This is a genomic window from Providencia sp. PROV223 (assembly GCF_028479245.1).
GTDB classification, from domain to species: domain Bacteria; phylum Pseudomonadota; class Gammaproteobacteria; order Enterobacterales; family Enterobacteriaceae; genus Providencia; species Providencia rettgeri.
The window spans coordinates 165789-182411 of the sequence record NZ_JAMPNG010000009.1 but is presented as its reverse complement, the minus strand read 5'-3'; the positions used below and the strand labels follow the sequence as shown (position 1 = coordinate 182411).

Here is a 16623-nt window from a genome sequence, read left to right as displayed (position 1 = left end):
TAAGTATGTGACTAGGGCGAAGAGACGAAGCCAACACCCCTACAACGCGAAGTATGACGAGAAATTACACTTCTTCCATCTTACCTAGCAGAGTCCGTAAACGCTCTTGCCAAGCTTGCTGCTCTTGTTTTAATTGTTCATTTTCACGCACCAGTGAATCCGTACCTGACTTTGCTGTTTCCAACTCTTGGCTTAGTGCACCATTTTTATCTTTTAATTCATCGATTTCCATTTGTAACAGTGTGATTGTATCAATCGCTTGTTGGACTTTGGATTCTAGTTTTTCAAATACTTCAAATGACATAATTCTGGTCTCCCTTATCAGCTTTTACACGATTGTAAGTAGCATGATCCTCTGTGTCCAGTTCCTTCCTTCTGAATCGTAATAACCTTCATAAAAAAACACTGGTCAGATCACATCACAAAGGTCGAATTCATCACTATTTTTGATTGTTTTGTTTCGCTTTAGTGATGCAACACACATTTTTCAATTTCGATATTTCTCGTTTATGTTCTTTAACGATAAATTCACAGTTAATGATTTTCGATTAGAAAATCTTAACTTAAAAAAACATTACAATATTTTTCATTTTCGTAGGATAGAAACATATGAGCCAAATGACGACTACATCACTCACAGGTCAGTGCATCTCAGAGTTTTTAGGGACTGCGCTACTGGTATTTTTTGGTCTAGGCTGTGTTGCTGCCGTTAGAATAGCTGGCGCACAACTAGGTTTATGGGAAATTAGTATTATCTGGGGCTTCGGCGTTGCTTTAGCCGTTTACCTAACAGCAGGTACTTCCGGTGCTCACTTAAACCCAGCCGTTACTCTCGCATTATGGCTATTTGCGTGTTTTGATAAACGCAAAGTCGTCCCTTATATCATCGCACAGATGCTAGGAGGCTTCTTTGCTGCCGCCTTAGTTTACTCAATGTATTCCCCTGTATTTTTCGATTACGACCAAGTCCACCATATCATTAGAGGCTCACAAGAAAGCTTATTCACTGCTGGTGTTTTCTCAACCTACCCTGCACCACAAATTAGTGTTCCTCATGCATTCTTTATTGAGGTCATTATTGCTGCCATTCTTGTTTGCTTAATACTCGCCCTAACCGATGATGGCAATGGTGTCCCTCGTGGCCCACTTGCTCCATTATTAATTGGTATTTTGATTGCCGTCATCGGCGGGTCATTTGGCGCACTCACAGGATTTGCACTCAACCCAGCTCGTGACTTCGGTCCAAAGGTTGTCGCTTATCTCGCTGGTTGGGGTGATATCGCTCTCACCGGTGGCCGCGATATTCCCTATTTTCTCGTCCCATTGACAGCACCTATTGTTGGTGGTCTGCTAGGCGCATTCGCCTATCGCAAACTAATTGGTCGCCACTTACCTTGCATGGTATGTGAAGAAGAGACCAAAACAGAAAAATTATCCGTTAAAAACACCAAATCCTCGGAACAGGCTTAAATTATGACAACTGAAACCACTATTGCGAAAAAGTATATTGTTGCACTCGACCAAGGCACAACCAGCTCACGTGCTGTTGTACTCGACCATGATGCAAATATTGTCAGTATTTCACAACGTGAATTCACCCAAATTTATCCTAAACCAGGCTGGGTAGAACACGACCCAATGGAAATATGGGCATCACAAAGCTCAACACTTGTGGAAGTTCTCGCTAAAGCAGATATTCGTACCGATGAAGTCGCTGGGATTGGGATCACTAACCAACGTGAAACTACCATCGTATGGGAAAAAGCCACTGGTAAGCCCGTTTATAATGCGATTGTGTGGCAATGTCGCCGCACTGCTGATTTTTGTACGCATTTAAAACAAAATGACCGTGATTTAGAGGAATACATTCGCCAAAATACCGGCCTGGTTGTTGACCCCTATTTCTCCGGTACCAAAGTAAAATGGATTTTAGATCATGTTGAAGGTGCACGTGAACGTGCCGAGAAAGGAGAATTACTATTTGGGACTGTCGATACTTGGCTCGTTTGGAAAATGACACAAGGGCGTGTTCATGTCACCGACTACACCAATGCTTCCCGAACCATGTTGTTCAATATCCGCAACCTTGAGTGGGATGACAAAATCCTCAAAGCGCTGAATATTCCACGTGCGATGCTCCCTGAGGTACGCCCTTCTTCCGAAGTCTACGGGCAAACCAACATTGGGGGGAAAGGCGGAACACGTATTCCAATTTCAGGGATGGCAGGAGACCAACAAGCCGCACTTTATGGTCAACTGTGTGTTAAATCAGGGATGGCAAAAAATACCTATGGCACTGGCTGTTTCCTACTGCTGAACACCGGCGAAACCGCTGTACGCTCAAATCACGGCCTACTGACGACCATCGCATGCGGCCCAAAAGGCGAAGTCAATTATGCCCTTGAAGGTGCAGTATTCGTCGGCGGTGCGTCTATTCAGTGGCTACGTGATGAATTGAAACTTATCGATGAAGCGACGGACTCTGAATATTTCGCCACTAAAGTAAAAGACAGTAATGGCGTGTATGTTGTTCCTGCCTTTACAGGTTTAGGTGCTCCATATTGGGACCCGTATGCACGCGGAGCAATCTTTGGCTTAACCCGTGGTGCAAACCGCAACCATATCATCCGCGCAACATTAGAATCTATCGCTTATCAAACCCGTGATGTACTTGATGCCATGCAAGCAGACTCTGGTGAACGCTTAAAAGCACTGCGCGTTGATGGGGGCGCTGTCGCTAATAATTTCTTAATGCAATTCCAGTCCGATATTTTAGGTACCCCTGTCGAGCGCCCTGAAGTGCGAGAAAGCACCGCACTGGGTGCAGCCTACCTTGCTGGTTTAGCGGTTGGTTTTTGGAGTAACCTTGATGAGTTACAAAGTAAAGCCACCATTGAGCGCGTATTCAAACCGGGTATTGAAACAACAGAACGTAATTTCAAATACGAAGGGTGGAAAAAAGCGGTTGCCCGTGCTCAAGAATGGGAAGATCGCGGTTAATTTTTAATTCAAAACAAATCGCTCAAAGGCAGCACTGAAGTGCTGCCTTTCTTTTTCATAAAACTAATTAACTAATAAATATAAAATCAATAATCAGATTAATAATAAATTAGAAGAACAATAAATATTTATTTAAAGTTATCTAGTAAGAGGAAAATTACCTATTGATATTTTAAGAAATAAATAAAGGATACGGTTATGGAAAACCGATACGAAGAACAAAATAAACCCATTTCATCCATTAAAAACCAATATGATAGCAATATTAAACAACAACCATTAAAAATTGGCTTATACGCAAATAAAGGTAGGGTCGTAGTTATTGATAATAACTCACCATTATTAAAAAACTTAAGCCTTGACCCTACGTTTTCAAAAGAGGGCAAAGCTGCTCATGAGCTATTTAGCTGGCTTATAAATAAGCCACGAATTATAGGAGAAACTAAAAAAAGCTACATTGCTAGCACGTTACCAGAGTCTCAATTTTCTGGTTTCAAGTTCCATTCCAAGCAAGGCATATTTGTAGAAAGCTTTAATTCACCCCATGAATGGATCGACGGAGAAGTTAGAGCACAGGCCCAGCTCGCTGATTTATTGCTGCCAAGTGGGGAATGGCATCGCCATTATAGTATCGTAGTCTTGCCCGAAAGTGCCAATGATAAACAAATCGAACTCATTCGCCATTGGTTGGAGCTCACTGGAGGTAGTTTATTGATAGTAAAAGATAAACAAAAAAAAATATCAGCTTCTACTCAACAATTAATTAATGAACTTCGCCCAGTAGAGCACATTGAGCTAGCCAGCAATACCTTAGAAAATCACAACTTCCAACAAATTATTACCCTACCACCCCACACAATAAGCTCATTGAAGCTAACAGATGAATTACGAAAAAACAGTCAATATTTTTCAGCATCCATAAAAAACACCAATAATAACAATATATTATCCTTAAATGACATCCCAATTACAGAAACATCATCTTGGCAAAAGATTGCCCATTCAATCGAAACCGATGTTAATAGAATGATGGTAGAACACCAGCTTCCTGCGGTTAAAATCAGCTATGAAAAGAATACCTTAAAACTTGTTGGGGAGAATATCATTTTTCGCCAATTTCAATTGAAACAAACAAAACAAGTAACCTCCCGATATAATGAGCAAAAGCAGATTCCTCAAATCCTACCTATTTTAGTAACAGAAAACCCGGATGAGCTGCCAAATCAGCTGGTCGTAGGCGCTATAACAGGAAAACTACCCAATATCCCTCATATTAAGGGTTACAAAATCCTTGAGCAGCCCAAATTTGGTCGATTAACGTTAAATAATATTACCAATGAGTGGCAATATATTGCCAATAACGCAAAATTTAAAACCCAGTCAGATCAGTTTGATTTTATCGCCATACTGCCTAATGGGCAGGAATCTCAGCCTATTTCAATTCAGCTACAGACCGAAAATGCACCACAACATCGTATTCCAGGGAAACGTATATTTTCCGTTCAAAACCCAGTTTATCATGAACCTCAACGGCGTTATCACCCCACACCAAGCGATATGCAAATCCATAATATTCAACTAGCGCAAACTCACCTGCAGAATATGACAGATAAGCATATGAGCTTAACGGCTAATCGCTGGGCATTATTGAATTTAGAAATAACAAGTATAAACGCAGCGAAATCCCCCGATATTGAGGCGATTATCAGTAATAAAGAAAGAAAAATATTAGGCCGAATAAGACTTACAGGGCCAGACCATTTACCCAAAATATTGACAGCACTTCCCCGCCAGCCCAATGTCTCCGCACAAGATTGGCATCAACAACGCTTTACGGCCCCGCTAAAAGGTGAGTGGATACAACCGGATATCAACATCATTATCACTGTTAATGGCAAACCTATTATCACAGAGGAAACTAACCAGTATGGTGTATTTTCACCCAATGTCACCCTTGATAACCACTTAATTGTTCATGTTGATAGCCACAGTTTATACCAACAAGGGCATGGTGTTTATTCATCATCACCACTAAGTTGGGGAAAAGAAGCTGCAACAATCTTACCGATCGGGCAGTTCACACTGTATAGCTCTCCTGCCACAGTAAGTCACCCTAGCTTAACGCCATATATGACTGGCACCAATAATAACGCCATTCCGTTTATTCATCCTCATTATGATAACCCTAAAGAAATTGGCAATCACACTAACGCACAAGTTCATTGGGCTTACAATAATAGCCAACAATATAAAATTGCTAACAATGCTAATTCTGACTATCAATATACTGCGATTGAAATTTTTTCCTCAAGCTTCAATAACTTGCTATTAGGGCAAGCGTCCCGCAATCATGGAGGTGGGGTTCATGAACCTAACGTGATGTTCCATGAGGCTTTTGGTCATGGCCTTGGCTTGCCGCATACCAATTCGCAAGATCATAATAATCAGCCAGCATACCCTTACCACCCCTATGACCACGGTAAAAAACCAGCTTATAACCAATCTAGACAATATTACGTTACTTATCACTCTCCCCATACTTTTCGAAAACAAGCTATCCCAACGATGCTCTCTTATTTTGTTCCTTTTAGCAGTGATGCCTATGATGCGTTTTTACCGCACGCAGATGCCTACAACCAAAAAATTCACCAATTTTTAACTAAAAGAGTACGCTGGCAAAGTAATAAAACGAAAGGGCTGGATATTGAAGATGGAGGATTTGCTGGGGATGGTTTTTATCAGCGCTGGGATCAAATCAGAAAACAATGGGTCATACTAACTCAACAGAATTACTCAAAATATTATAACCGGATACAAATTGAGCAATTTCCTCATCAACGCGATGTACCAATTTATTGGATACAACTCCAGTCGGCTAAAATGGCGGATAATACCCTTCACCCTTATAGTACGATCACCGTTGACCGTACGGTGGGGAGCTTACCTGCGAATTACCACAATCTAAAAACCGGGACTGGCCGCCAATTTTACATTTATCATAATTATGCTTTAACAGTAACTTATGCCACGTCAAATGGTTTATTAACCGAAGTCTTACAAATTCCACACGAAACGAGTTTTAATATTGCAGATAAAGGTGAATTGGTACAATTCACCATACATGAATTGAACCGCAAAAAAGAGCTTGGACAGCTGACTTCCCGCTATAGTAACCCGAATTCTTTAGCTAATCGCCTATTAGCAAAAAGGGATGGATACACATTACCCCCCCATCTACTTCTCGATAATTATTGGCAAGGTGCCCCTATCTTCTGGGCTGCAACAGAGGAAGGTGTCGTTGATTTCTCTACAGGTAAAATTAATATCGACAAAATTACATCAAAAAGCGCACTCTGCGCCAAATGGGTAGAAAATGGTCGCCTACACCAACAATACTTTTCATTATCAGATCCCTTTGGGCAAGACAGGCAAGTTGATACATCAATGAACTTTATTGCTCTTAATCACCTTAATACCTACAAAACTGGCTATTTATTGGAAAATACGATCCACCACCAAATGATAGAAACACCATTAATCGCAGATATAAATATTGAGCAGCAGATTGATATTAGTGATTTAAACTTATCTAATGGCCAACACTCTTTTTGGGTGACACTGGTGACAAGTAATGAGAAAAAACAAATCCAAGAAAAAGTACCTGTAGAGAGCTGGTATTTTTCAGTACAACAAAATCAATTAACCATAAAAGGAACGATAGACAGCACTCCTGGGTTAAAACTGGATGGAATACTCATTCATATTGACCAGCACTTGCAAGACCATGTTGCACCGAAGTTGATTTGGCTTCAACAAAACAATCAAAACCCAACCGGACAATTAGCAGAAAATATTGAGTTTCTAGATTACAACCGACCAGTAGTATTTAATTCAGGAAGTGTTTTGCCAGAACTAATATCATCAATACCAGAAGAAGAACCTAGTTCCTTTTATTCACCGACAATGTCAATTCCACAGCACAAGCAAGCTGATATACTGCTAAGTGCGTAATCTGAAAGTCAGGCTGTGTTTTACAGCCTGACTTTCTCACAATTAAACCATACGCTCTGAATGATTCATACGTTTTGCTAAAGGCAACCAACACAATAATATGAGCGTTGACATTAAAAACATCAGTAACCCAAGGCTAAACTGCCCGTTCTGCGGTAATAATGCCGAAACCCAAGTGGCAACACCTGAACCTATATTTTGCAAGCCACCCACTAATGCTCCTGCCGCCCCTGCTAAATAAGGGAAGGGCTCCATCGCACCTGTCGTTGCTAAGGGAAATAACATCCCCGCACCAAAGAAAAATACCGCTGCAGGTACTAACAGTGTCCAGGTATTCATAATCCCAAACCAACCTGGAATCCACATCATAAAGCCTGCCAATAGACAAATAAGAACGGAGTGCCACATCAAATTATAAAAGGTTTTTCCTTCTCGCCCCGCATACCAAGCACCAAAGAAAGCAGCAGGAATAGGCAATATAAATAAAATACTCACAGTAATACTATTGAGCCCTAAAACACCGCCCATTAATACACCACTACTGGCTTCAAATACGGCTATCCCAGCTAACGCGCCGACTAACATGGATAAATAAGATAGAAATGAACCGCTTGATAATAATTCCCGATATGACGCAATCATTTTATGTTTTTCAGGTGAAACAGGACGCGTTTCGGGTAACCAACGATACATGCTTAATAATACAGAAGCACCTAGGATAAACAGGAAAATATAACAAGCATGCCACCCCCAGAAATGCGCCAATATTCCACCGAACATTGGGGCTAATAATGGGCTCACTAATATACCCATATTTAATAAACTATTTGCATAACGTAAGGCAGTGCCTTTATACAGATCACGAGGCATGGTTCTTGCCATCACACCTGCAACACCCGTTCCGAGGCCCTGCAACCCACTCGCTATAGTGAGTATATTTAATGTTGGCGCAAAAATCGCCACAATCGTTGAAAATAAGAAAATCGTTAAACCCGTTAAAATAACAGGTCTGCGACCAATTCGGTCAGATAACGGCCCATAAACTAACTGTGAAAAACCATAAGAAAATAAATAAGCCGCCATTACTTGTTGAACAGCACCTGAAGGCTCATTAAAATAAGTGGCAATTTCAGCAATGACAGGAACATAAATAGTTTGTGTCATTTGACCGACCGCTGCCAATGCAATTAGCATTAATAGCAAATTAAAGTGTTCCAGCTTTCTCATTTTTCTCTCAGATACATCCAATAATTCAAATACACCCTATTTTCAGACACAAAATAACGCTGCATTATCTCAATGTAATAACGCAAAATTATTTAGGTACTTAATTATCAATATAAAATACCGCTCCACGCTTTGATGTCATTTTAAATAAGCTTTTGTGTCATTTAAAATAAATGGCAAATAGTGCGTTTCGCTTGAGTGTGACTAAGATAACAAAAGCCGTCATCTTTTCGTAGTAGTGCGACATTTTATGTTTTTCATTAATGGCAGTAATATTCGCCAGTATTGTCAACATAACTGTACATTAAAATTCAAAAAACACTCATTTCAAGAATAAATCACTGGAACACGTTATCGATAAGCATAAATAGTGAACTGTTTTAGTATTAAATCCTAGTGAACCGTGCTTTGAGTTATTCGAATTATATATTTGTCATTTTTAGCCGGTGGATATTTGAATTATAAAGAGGTGGAATGTATGGCTAATTGGGTAACAGGAACAGTGACTGAAGCCAAATTTTGGACCGACTCATTATTCAGCCTTGTTATCAAGGCCCCGATTAAACCCTTTACAGCAGGGCAATACGCAAAACTTGGACTAGAAATCGAGGGAGAACGTGTTCAACGAGCTTACTCTTATGTGAATGCGCCAAGCGATGACCGACTCGAATTCTATTTTGTCATTGTACCAGGGGGCAAACTTAGCCCAAAACTCGCTAAACTAAAACCTAATGATACGTTACAAATTACGGATGAAGCGACGGGGTTCTTTGTTTTAGATGAAATCCCACCATGTAAAAACCTGTGGATGCTTTCAACAGGGACTGCTATTGGGCCTTTTTTGTCTATCCTACAGGAAGGTAAAGATCTGGAGCGCTTCGAGAAAATCGTTTTACTCCACGCTGTCCGTTATGAGAAAGATTTAAGCTATTTACCCTTAATGAAAACATTAGAACAACAATACCAAGGGAAATTGAAAATAGTTACCGTTGTCAGCCGTGAACATTGTGCAAATTCACTACATGGCCGTGTTCCTGCGTTAATTGAAAGCCACACTCTCGAAGATGCGGTTGGCCTAACGCTTTCACCTGAGACCTGCCATGTTATGTTATGCGGAAACCCCGAAATGGTGAGGGACACTCGCGATACATTAAAAAATAGTCATCAAATGGTTAAACATTTGCGCCGTAAACCCGGCCATATATCTAGTGAGCAATATTGGTAATGCAATGCACTACCCTGAAGCATTTTCAGGGTAGTATTCACTCTATGTGGTATTCGCGCATATGGTATCGACGCTATAGATAATCTACCGTTTCTGTTTCTTCACCATAGCGGTTAACACCCTCCATTCCCAGAAAAGCGCCGCAATCTATCACCATAATCATCGTAATAAATAAGGGTAAGAAACGCCCTATACCCCATTGCCACACAGGTTCAAATTGACTGACATCGATTGAAAAGAGAGCAAATGCCAATAAAATTAGCGCAAACCACCCTCCCGATTTACCACGATCATGTAAACGCTTCACAAAGATAGCGGCCAAAGGGTAAAGTAGTAAAATAAATAACGATATAGCAAGCGTTTCAGAGAATAGCAGTACATTTTGTAACAGGGCAACTGCCGTCATTAAAATAAAAATGACCGCAATACCTACCCAAAATGGCCGGCGACCGATACGGCCTTTGAAGGAAAAAGCCCATTGTTGTAATGTCATTACCTATTATCCTGATACAATGTGGAAAACTAAAAATGAGTGGTTCAAAAATGACCCAAATTTTATTTCGTTCTGTATACGCCATCATAACCATTTTTGTACTTAGTGCGCCACAACTGGCTATCGCTCAAAAAGTACCCACTTTGCCTGATACCGATTTCAAAGTCGCCTACTTAGCCCCAGATGCCCCTTCTTTTGAACTCACCATTCCAAAATTACGCAATCAATTCAATCAGGCTAATAAAGATTTATATCTCCATGAATATAAAGTTATTGCTAGCCAAGATATCTCCGCGCCCTATATTCGCGCAGCGTCTCGTATTAACCAACAGATATACTCCTCAGCAGTGTTAGAGCGCGGTAGTGAAAAAATTAAAAGTTTACAAATTACATTACTGCCATCAGATGACCCACAAGAAACCCAAAAAAATCGGCAGTTAATGGAAAACTATACTATTGCAATGATCCATATATTTGCCCCGGAAGTTTCATTGGACAACGCCCCCGCACTTACAGAAGCTTTAAATAAATTTATTGCCAATAATAATGCGACTCATGCTGAAGAAGCGCGATTAGGGGCTTTAAGATATATTTTAGTAAAAAGTGACAATAATGTGCTTACTTTTGCTGTTGAACCGATTAAGCTAGAACAACAAACACCCTAAACTGACTGTGATCACGCTCTAAGAACAAGCATGATGAAAAGCAAAGCTATTATTATCTATTGTTCTTATAATGCGGAAGGTGAATGGCGACAACATTGTCACGTTGCGCGTGTAACATAAGCGTGTGATGAATAACTTATTGATTAATCATTAAAACTCTCTGGTTGGAGGAAATAACATGCGACATCCATTGGTAATGGGTAACTGGAAACTGAACGGCAGCACACAGATGGTCAATGACCTCGTCGCTGGCTTGCGTAATGAACTAAGCAGCGTTGATGGCTGTGATGTAGCTATTGCACCACCTGCAATTTACTTAACCCAAGCTAAACACGCGTTAGCAGGTAGCCGTATTGCGTTAGGTGCACAAAACGTTGACGTTAACCTATCAGGTGCATTTACAGGTGAAACCTCTACTGAAATGTTAAAAGATGTTGGCGCCAAATACATCATTATCGGCCATTCAGAGCGTCGTACTTATCACAACGAAAGTGATGAATTTGTCGCTAAGAAATTTGCTGTATTAAAAGAGCAAGGCCTGATCCCAGTATTGTGTATTGGTGAAACTGAAGCTGAAAACGAAGCAGGCAAAACCGAAGAAGTATGCGCTCGTCAAATTGATGCCGTATTGAATTCTTTAGGTGCAGAAGCTTTCCAAGGTGCCGTTATCGCCTATGAGCCAATCTGGGCAATCGGTACTGGTAAGTCTGCAACACCAGCGCAAGCACAAGCAATCCATAAATTTATTCGTACTCATATTGCGAAGAAAGACGCTGCTATTGCCGAACAAGTTATCATCCAGTACGGCGGTTCTGTTAATGCTAGCAACGCGGCTGAGCTATTCACCCAACCAGATATCGATGGTGCCTTAGTGGGTGGGGCTTCTCTGAAAGCTGACGCTTTTGCTGTTATTGTTAAAGCAGCCGCTGAAGCGAAAAAAAACAAGTAAGGTTATTTTAATACCTTGAAATTAACCGCCAAATATTGGCGGTTTTTTGTTTTATTTTTTTTAATTAATGCCTCTATTAATAATAATAGTCAATGTCTAAAATTTTATCCTCCCATGATTCCAGACCATATAAATAATTATAATTTAATTTTTAATAAAACAATAAGCAATTAATTAAATTTAAAATCAATTAACAAACAAATGATTAAAAATCTCAAAGAAAAGTATTAATAAAAATATAAGTTTATTCCCAAATAAATAAAAACAACCATAATAACAGTAGGATATAGATTATTAGCACTTTGCTTTATATATACTATCCATCATTTATTAAATAATAACGGTAGACAACCTATAAAAGTTAATACACATTTATCTCGCTAATCGCTCAACTAGATAATTAACATTAATAACTTTTACCCTGAAGGATAAATATGAAATATATAGTTAGTTTAATCTATAGCATCATAATTATATTCCCTACAATTTGTTTCTCTGAATTAAATAATGACTCTTGGCGAGTTAATACCAATATCTATTTGGAAATAGAAGAATACCAAGGTCAACGTGATTCATTTAAAAATAAAGTCTACGATAAAATCAGCACAGTTGGGCAATTAAAGTTATACAACCCTAAATCTGACTGGCGCTTCACCCTAGATCATCGTGAATCCTTAAGGAATCATGGCCGTAATTTCACAACTTCACGGGATTCTTACATTCGAAACCGTACACAAATTGATGCTATCAAAAAAAATCTCAACACTCCAAAATCAGACTTAGAACTTGGTTTTCGTTACAGAAAAGAGTCAAACGATGTCGAACCCAACGCCAAAGCGCGCTCATCGAATCGCTTATATGGCTTAACCCCAGCCGGTGAGTACCGCTTCAACGATGATTGGTCTTTTAATTTTTGGCTTTCTTATTTTTATTACAGTAATTATTTCAATGACAGTAGCCATGAAGCAGAAACCGAATATGGCGTGACCTATAAATACTCAGATGCACTAAAAGCAAAACTCACTGTTTATATTGATAACCAATGGGATAAAAATTTCAGTACCCGCTTTTTACAATCACAAGTTCGCGCTTACTTACCCATTACCATTAAGCCTAACTGGAAAATTACACCATATGTACGTTATTTCTTACAAGAAAATACCTATGACAAAAATAATTATTTAACACAGGAAATTAAAAATGGCTTCCGCATTGGCTCCCGCGTGGAATACAAAGCTACACCATCCCTGACTTTATGGAGTGAACTCGCCTACGAGCCTTCAACATGGAGATCACCAAAAAAGAATGGGATCACGTCAGGGTATGATAATAAACAAACGCTATACCTCGGTAAAATTGGCGTAAAATACCAATGGTAACCTTTAATTTGCCATCAACTTATTTCTCATAAAAAAACAAGCCATATGAAATATCATATGGCTTATATATTTTAAATTACAAAATCATTTAAATATAAGAATAAAATATTTCGAAAAGTAAATAATTAGTGAAAACATTAACTTTTTACGCTCCACTGTCGATTTAAATATCATTTAATTATAATTTATACTTACGTCACATAACAAAATAATATCAAACTGAAATTATTCTAGATTAGAATCAATTATTCTCAAAAATTTACTATTTAATATCAATTAGATAAATAAAAACCATCTCAACATTTATTTGCACTCTATTCCTCTTACTCTAAAAGAGAGAATACTACCAACTGTGAGCACTCTCACATCATAAATATATTCAGCCACTTATTATTTTTCGAAAAATAACCTAGAGAAAATAAAAATGAAGAAATTCACTTTACTTAGTGCTTGTATTTTCAGTGCATTTTCAATGGCTAACCCAATAACACAAGCCCAATTGAATGAATTATGGCAAGACAAACAAAAGTCTGCTCAAGAAATAGTGGATAATATGTCCGAGGCTGAGAAAATTGGTCAGCTCTTCATGTTAGATTTCAGATATTGGAATAAAGACAGCCATGGAGAACCCGCCCCTTTTCTCGTTATGAATGATGAAGTTTCTAAGGTTATCAATCAGTACCATCTCGGTTCAGTGATCCTATTTAGAGAAAATCTGATTGATACACCACAAACTGTGGAGTTAATTAATAAACTTCAATCTTCCCGCAGTAACCTTCCATTATTTATTGGCACCGACCAAGAAGGGGGCTATGTCACCCGCTTACGCGTAGGTACCGAAATGCCTGGTAATATGGCACTAGGCGCAACACGTAACCCAGCCCTTGCAGAGCTAACAGGGATGATCCACGGATATGAGCTATCCAGTCTTGGTTTTAATATCAATTTTGGCCCAGTTGTTGATGTTAATAACAATCAAAATAACCCAGTGATAGGGGTACGTTCATACTCAGATGATAAAAATTTAGTTGGAACTCTGGCCACCAGCTATATTCAAGGTATTCATAAATATAATTTATTGACGTCACTTAAGCATTTCCCCGGTCACGGAAATGTTTCTGCTGACTCTCATGTTGATTTACCCGTTGTTAATTCTGACGCAAAAACATGGCGAGATACTGAACTCGTCCCATTCAAATACGCGTTATCTCATGGTGCTGATGCCGTCATGACCGCACATATTATTGTACCAGCACTGGATGACCATAAAATCACCACACTTGCAGGTAAACAAGTTGGCACCCCAGCGACGCTTTCCAAACCTATTTTGCATGATATTTTACGTGATGAGCTCAACTATGACGGCTTGATAGTGACAGATGCCATGGATATGGGGGCTATTGCAGACAATTTCGATATTAATTGGGCGGTAGAAACCTCGTTACTTGCTGGCTCAGATATTATTCTTATGCCAATCAAAATGTGGGACTCCCAAGCGGTTTCTCGTTTAGATAACATGTACCGCTATTTAGAAACACAAGCAGAAAAAAATCCAGAACTGAAGAAACGTATTGATGAATCCGCAAAACGTGTGGTGCTGAAAAAGCTTCAGCAAGAAATTACGGCACAACCTGTAGACTTAGTGAAAGCGGAACAAGTCGTCGCATCAAAAGGTCATAAAGATATTGAAAATATGGTTTCTGAGCAGGCTATCACATTAATTAAGAATGAGAATGTACTGCCTTATCAATTAAAACCACTCAATCGAATTTTCACTATTTCTGATGAAAAGCCACGTAATTCTTTAATTCAAAAACAGTTAAATGATATCGCACAAGAAACGGGAGTTGCGATTATTACGGGCGAAAGTGTCGTTAAATTAAATGAAAACACACTAACTCAAGATGAAGCAAAAAAACTGGTGCAAAACCAAGATTTGGTATTACTGACGACCTATAATTTAAAGGATACGCCAACGAATGCTCAGCGTATCATTGATGCTGCAAACCAGCTTAAAACCCCGATTGTTGTTATCTCTTCACGTAACCCCTATGACATTGCATACCTAAACAATGTAAGCGCAAATATTGCCATCTATGGTATCACTGGATTTGATATCACCAATAATAACCGCAATTCGTTAGAAACCAATATTCGTAGCGGGTTACGGACATTATTTGCCAACACTCATGGCCAGCCGCTAAACCCACCTCAAGGGGTGCTACCCGTTAATATCAAAAACCCACAAGGTAACAAAGTCCTGTTCCCTTATGGTCATGGCGAAACCTATTCAACAATCAATTAATTACACAGCCTATTAATTATTACCACTGATTCCGCCTTTATACCTCCACGGTATAAAGGCCAGATACTAACGCCTTGAATAAAGGTATAAAAAAATAAAATACACATAAAAATTAAAGGGTTAAAATGAAAACTTCACTGAATGGTTTACTTTTTGTTACGCTCACAGGATTGGCAACATCCGTTTTCGCAGCCGATCAAGTCAATAATGATTACTGGCGCGTTTCTTCCACCGTCTATATGGAACTCGAAAAATTTGAAGGGCATCATAATACCAGCGGTCGTAAGGTCTACGACAAAACCACGATGGTTGGGCAGCTATTTTTAGTGAATCCTGAATCAAAATGGAGCTTTTTTCTGGAACATAAGGAATCATTAAGAAGCTACAACCATAATTTTTCAACATCCAAAGACTCTTTTATTCGTAATCGTACACAAATTGGTGCTACTCGGAAAATGTATGCCAGCGAGATTGGCCAGTTCAATTTAAATGTCACCTACCGCAAAGAATCCAATGACTCCGCACCAGGTACACAAGCGCGCCCATCGAATACGATGTTTTGGTTAATGCCTAGCGGGACATACAATTTCAATGATAAGTGGGCGTTTAACTTTTGGGATGCAGTTTATCACTACGACAATTTCCACGCCCCCAACAGTTATGAGTGGGAATCCGAGCACGGGCTTGTTTATAAGGTCAATGATTCCGCAACCGCCAAAGTCTATCTATACACCGATTGGACATGGGATAAAGACTTTAATAAGACATGGGAACAAAACCAAATTCGCGGTTATTTTCCTATCACGTTAAACCAGGATTGGAGCGTAATGCCTTATTTTCGCTATTATTTAAATGAACATAACTACGATAGCAACAAACGTACAACTCAGAAAGTTAAAGACGGCTACCGTGTCGGGACACAGGTTTTTTATAACTTAACACCAAAACTAACGCTATGGGGCGGCTTCGCGGTTGAACCTAGTACTTGGGAAAACCCAAAAAATGCAGGTATCACCTCTGGTGGCAATAACCGTCAAACATTTTATCTTGGCCAGTTAGGTGTCAAATACCAGTGGCAATAAATTAACCTCATTCCTAGTCTGCCCCTCACAGGCTAGGAATAATACCCCATTTTAATCCTGTTTTTATTATCCCCGCCCTTAACTATCATTACTCAAAATATTTATTACACCTAAGATAATACTCTAAATAGTTCAAATTGTAGGTAGGCGGCAAACAAACGAGACCCTAGGAGCATACACCAGTATGTGACTAGGGCGAGTGCGTGCAGCCAACACCCCTACAAATTGAAATATGACGAGTATTTAGGCGGCAAACAAACGAGGCCCTAGGAGCATACACCAGTATG

General features: G+C 39.4%; 12 protein-coding genes. 9 read left to right on the top strand and 3 right to left on the bottom strand.

The window, feature by feature from the left end; genetic code table 11:
• Positions 1 to 64: 64 nt before the first annotated feature.
• Positions 65 to 304, bottom strand: coding sequence for a cell division protein ZapB (gene zapB / locus PR767_RS12315; RefSeq protein ID WP_004265299.1), 240 nt, complete (start codon positions 302 to 304; stop codon positions 65 to 67).
• Positions 305 to 609: 305 nt separating this feature from the next.
• Between zapB and PR767_RS12310 the strand changes: the two genes are divergently transcribed.
• The 3 genes from PR767_RS12310 to PR767_RS12300 all read left to right on the top strand — a co-directional run bounded on the left by PR767_RS12310 (position 610) and on the right by PR767_RS12300 (position 7011).
• Entirely contained in the window at positions 610 to 1470 is an 861-nt protein-coding gene (locus PR767_RS12310; RefSeq protein ID WP_004265297.1) for an MIP/aquaporin family protein, read from the top strand.
• Positions 1471 to 1473: 3 nt separating this feature from the next.
• Entirely contained in the window at positions 1474 to 3000 is a 1527-nt protein-coding gene (gene glpK, locus PR767_RS12305) for a glycerol kinase GlpK (protein ID WP_115168153.1), read from the top strand.
• A 198-nt stretch (positions 3001 to 3198) separates the two neighbouring features.
• Positions 3199 to 7011, top strand: coding sequence for a hypothetical protein (locus PR767_RS12300; protein ID WP_272520393.1), 3813 nt, complete (start codon positions 3199 to 3201; stop codon positions 7009 to 7011).
• Positions 7012 to 7053: 42 nt separating this feature from the next.
• Here PR767_RS12300 and emrD read toward each other — a convergent pair whose 3' ends face one another.
• The gene (gene emrD / locus PR767_RS12295) at positions 7054 to 8238 is read right to left on the bottom strand and encodes a multidrug efflux MFS transporter EmrD (RefSeq protein WP_004907030.1); all 1185 of its coding nucleotides are present in this window, start codon (positions 8236 to 8238) and stop codon (positions 7054 to 7056) included.
• A gap of 478 nt (positions 8239 to 8716) precedes the next feature.
• On the opposite strand from emrD, the gene fpr reads away from it, so the two are divergent.
• Positions 8717 to 9463: a ferredoxin--NADP(+) reductase gene (fpr, locus tag PR767_RS12290; RefSeq protein ID WP_109912962.1), complete on the top strand. Its 747-nt coding sequence runs from the start codon at positions 8717 to 8719 to the stop codon at positions 9461 to 9463.
• 73 nt (positions 9464 to 9536) lie between these two features.
• On the opposite strand, the gene PR767_RS12285 is transcribed toward fpr, so the two are convergent.
• On the bottom strand, positions 9537 to 9956 hold the full coding sequence (locus PR767_RS12285; RefSeq protein ID WP_004907027.1) for a DUF805 domain-containing protein: 420 nt from the start codon (positions 9954 to 9956) through the stop codon (positions 9537 to 9539).
• 35 nt (positions 9957 to 9991) lie between these two features.
• Here PR767_RS12285 and PR767_RS12280 point away from each other — a divergent pair, with 35 nt between their 5' ends.
• From PR767_RS12280 to PR767_RS12260, 5 genes are all read left to right on the top strand, one after another.
• Complete coding sequence (locus tag PR767_RS12280) at positions 9992 to 10621, top strand: DUF1454 family protein (RefSeq protein WP_181937089.1); 630 nt, start codon at positions 9992 to 9994, stop codon at positions 10619 to 10621.
• Positions 10622 to 10799: 178 nt separating this feature from the next.
• Positions 10800 to 11570 carry a triose-phosphate isomerase gene (gene tpiA, locus PR767_RS12275; protein ID WP_272520392.1) on the top strand — a complete coding sequence of 257 codons (771 nt, stop codon included), beginning with the start codon at positions 10800 to 10802 and terminating at the stop codon, positions 11568 to 11570.
• 434 nt (positions 11571 to 12004) lie between these two features.
• Complete coding sequence (locus PR767_RS12270) at positions 12005 to 12949, top strand: OmpG family monomeric porin (protein WP_272520391.1); 945 nt, start codon at positions 12005 to 12007, stop codon at positions 12947 to 12949.
• 424 nt (positions 12950 to 13373) lie between these two features.
• On the top strand, positions 13374 to 15254 hold the full coding sequence (locus tag PR767_RS12265; RefSeq protein WP_117163000.1) for a glycoside hydrolase family 3 protein: 1881 nt from the start codon (positions 13374 to 13376) through the stop codon (positions 15252 to 15254).
• A gap of 125 nt (positions 15255 to 15379) precedes the next feature.
• Positions 15380 to 16336, top strand: a complete 957-nt coding sequence (locus PR767_RS12260) for an OmpG family monomeric porin (protein ID WP_272520390.1) — start codon at positions 15380 to 15382, stop codon at positions 16334 to 16336.
• The last annotated feature ends 287 nt before the right edge of the window (positions 16337 to 16623 follow it).

Bases quoted from the DNA above. Each gene is read 5' to 3' on its own strand.
- tpiA (WP_272520392.1), top strand. From the start codon at position 10,800: ATGCGACATCCATTGGTAATGGGTAACTGGAAACTGAACGGCAGCACA.
- emrD (WP_004907030.1), bottom strand. From the start codon at position 8,238: ATGAGAAAGCTGGAACACTTTAATTTGCTATTAATGCTAATTGCATTG.
- fpr (WP_109912962.1), top strand. From the start codon at position 8,717: ATGGCTAATTGGGTAACAGGAACAGTGACTGAAGCCAAATTTTGGACC.
- PR767_RS12270 (WP_272520391.1), top strand. From the start codon at position 12,005: ATGAAATATATAGTTAGTTTAATCTATAGCATCATAATTATATTCCCT.
- PR767_RS12280 (WP_181937089.1), top strand. From the start codon at position 9,992: ATGAGTGGTTCAAAAATGACCCAAATTTTATTTCGTTCTGTATACGCC.
- PR767_RS12285 (WP_004907027.1), bottom strand. From the start codon at position 9,956: ATGACATTACAACAATGGGCTTTTTCCTTCAAAGGCCGTATCGGTCGC.
- PR767_RS12265 (WP_117163000.1), top strand. From the start codon at position 13,374: ATGAAGAAATTCACTTTACTTAGTGCTTGTATTTTCAGTGCATTTTCA.
- PR767_RS12260 (WP_272520390.1), top strand. From the start codon at position 15,380: ATGAAAACTTCACTGAATGGTTTACTTTTTGTTACGCTCACAGGATTG.
- PR767_RS12310 (WP_004265297.1), top strand. From the start codon at position 610: ATGAGCCAAATGACGACTACATCACTCACAGGTCAGTGCATCTCAGAG.
- PR767_RS12300 (WP_272520393.1), top strand. From the start codon at position 3,199: ATGGAAAACCGATACGAAGAACAAAATAAACCCATTTCATCCATTAAA.
- glpK (WP_115168153.1), top strand. From the start codon at position 1,474: ATGACAACTGAAACCACTATTGCGAAAAAGTATATTGTTGCACTCGAC.
- zapB (WP_004265299.1), bottom strand. From the start codon at position 304: ATGTCATTTGAAGTATTTGAAAAACTAGAATCCAAAGTCCAACAAGCG.